Raw genomic sequence first — 2,603 nt, forward strand, 5'->3', positions numbered from 1 at the left:
CTTCGAAAACTCCATAATACGTATTAAGCTTCCTACGGTTCCGTTCAACGGGCTTTCATCTCGTGCCCTCCGGGCAAGACGAAAGCTTAGTTATTGTACGACGTAGTTATGTTTTGGGTTTTAGTCCAGCTAAATATTTTCGTATGTCATTTTCTAATTTATCCGGGTATTTGTACTCTAATTTTTTTGACAATTCAGTTCCTATTTCTGAAACTAAATCAGTCATTGAAAATAGAGCAGTCCAATTTTCCTTTATATTGCTCCCTGAAAATGTTTGTTCTGTTTTAGCCCACATTTCCTGGTTAAGATACTTTTTGAAAAGTCGTCCATATTTATTGGTCGTTATGTTCCAATTGTGTTCACTTGCAATGTGCCATTCAATTAAAGGAATTAAATATTCTGTGCGAATAACGGTTTCCGACATAAATTTCGCATAGAATATTTCATCTCTCACAAGACACTTTGCCACGTAAGTTGTGTCCCACCAAAAATCGTTTATTAGATTTTGAAACTCTTTTTCAGACGGTTTTTTGATAATGGAAATTTGATAAGTTGGTTTCAGCATTTGCTTTGTAATACCATCTTTATCAATTAAAATTTTATAACCAATATCCCAATCTTCTGGTAATTCTTTCTCTTGCGTTTCCTTTATAAATTTTGATTTGCTGTAAAGTTTAAAATCTACTTTCACACCGTCTTCATAAAGTAGCATTTTCATTGCGTGTTTATGGTTAAAACAACTTTCGTCTTCTTCAATCATAGCAATTGGATTTCCGAATTTAAGCGTCCAGCTTTTGTCTGAAATGTAATTTGTATTATCCTCAAAAACAAATTCAATGTCTAAATCACTAAATTCGTCAACAAGTGCTAAAGGATTTACAAGTGAACTTGTCAGAAGAAGAACTCTTACATCTTCGTTTTTCTCCGACCATTCTATAATTGTTCTTAACTTTTCTTCTCTGACTTTCATTTTGTTTGGTTCGGTTTTACTATGTCGTACAACGTTTGGCAAATTGGCGATGGAGCCGACTTTTAGCACAAATGTTGAATAGAATTACTAATCTTCAACATTGCACAAAAGTTCAATAGAAGTACTTCACCGGCTCTATTGCCAATTTGTTTGTTATGTGCCGTTTTATTCCATTTTATACATTTAACAATTGCTGAAACGTAAAGTCGGGTTTAAACATTTCAATTTCGTTTTGAGTTGATTCTTCTTGTGCTTCTTTGCCATAGATAAACATTTGCTGTTCATAATTTTTAACAGCCTCTTCAATGCTATTAAATTTTCCATCGGCTAGATTATCAGACAATATCAAGGCATCCACCAACCCACTATTTACTCCCTGCCCTGCAAAAGGCGGCATCAAATGTGCGGCATCCCCAATCATTGTTATGGGTAATGGGCGCTTGCTTTTCCAAGGCTTTTCTAAAGGAAATATCCGTGTAGCCAATCCTACAAATGACAACGTCGTATGAATCAATTCTTTGTAGCGTTCGTCCCAATCGGAAAATTCTTTCAGAAGAAAATCAACGACACTATTTCTGTTTTGAAAATCTACCTGCGTTTGGTTTTTCCATTCATCAGGTGTTTTAAAACTTATTCCAAAATGCAATGCACCATTATTATTGGGGTTAGCAAATAATAAATTACCTTGGTGAGATGCCATTAGCCGGTTTCCATTGCATAGCTGAAAAAATCCAGGACAGTTTATCTCTGGTTGATGAATATCGGCTTGTATATTGAAAGTACCTGTTTCTTCAACTTCCGTGTCGGTAACAAATTTTCTTACCTTGGACATCCCGCCATTGGCAAGAATAACCAAATCTGCTGTTTCACTCGGTTTATTCTCAAAAGTTAGTGTCCACTTCTTCTTACCAGGTTCAAGCATAACAAGTTTTCTATCCCAAATAACCGTGTCGTTTTCTAAACTATTCAACAAGATAGCCCTTAAGTCATTTCTGTTTATTTCAGGATTGTCAAATCGATTTTCGGGCTTTACATTTTTTGTGGATAAAATATTGCCTTTTTCATCAGCAATATTTACACCCATTGGTAAGGCTAAGTCATAATAAGTTTGTAACAATCCCGCTTTTTTCATTGCTTCCTGACCTGAACCTTTGTGTAGGTCAAGGGTTCCACCAAAAATTCTTGCCTCTCGGTCGTTGTCTCTTTCGTAAACTGAAACGTCTATGCCGTTTTGCTGTAATAATTTTGCCATAGTCAGTCCAACGGGTCCACCACCAATTATTGCAACGTTCTTATCACTAAGTAAATTCATTTGTTTGTCTGTATCTATTCGCATTGTCATTCAAAAATGGCACATAACGGAAAAAGTATTGGCGAAGTGCGGGAATTCGGAGAACTGAAAGTTCAAGAATTCACAATCGGAGCCGATATTTTTTCCGTGAACTAAATTACAAAAATATCGTGAACGGAAAAATATTCGGCGGATTATTTTTCCAAAAGTTCAACTTTGCACTTCCTCCCGCATTTTGCCAATACAATGTTGAACTAAACCTTCGGTAGCTTTTCCGTTAGAAGTCATATATTTAGGATATTAAAAAAATAAAATTATGGTAACTAAAAAAAATCTCCGGAG

General features: G+C 35.5%; 2 protein-coding genes. Both read right to left on the minus strand.

Annotated features, from left to right (window positions below; genetic code table 11):
* Window positions 1-106: 106 nt before the first annotated feature.
* Window positions 107-970 (minus strand): AadS family aminoglycoside 6-adenylyltransferase, encoded by an 864-nt coding sequence (locus tag BLT46_RS13025; RefSeq protein WP_010257826.1) that lies wholly within the window; start codon window positions 968-970, stop codon window positions 107-109.
* A 175-nt stretch (window positions 971-1,145) separates the two neighbouring features.
* Window positions 1,146-2,312, minus strand: a complete 1,167-nt coding sequence (locus BLT46_RS13030; RefSeq protein WP_008651082.1) for a tetracycline-inactivating monooxygenase Tet(X2) — start codon at window positions 2,310-2,312, stop codon at window positions 1,146-1,148.
* Window positions 2,313-2,603 lie beyond the last annotated feature (291 nt).

This window comes from Myroides phaeus (assembly GCF_900099675.1).
GTDB classification, from domain to species: Bacteria; Bacteroidota; Bacteroidia; order Flavobacteriales; family Flavobacteriaceae; genus Flavobacterium; species Flavobacterium phaeum.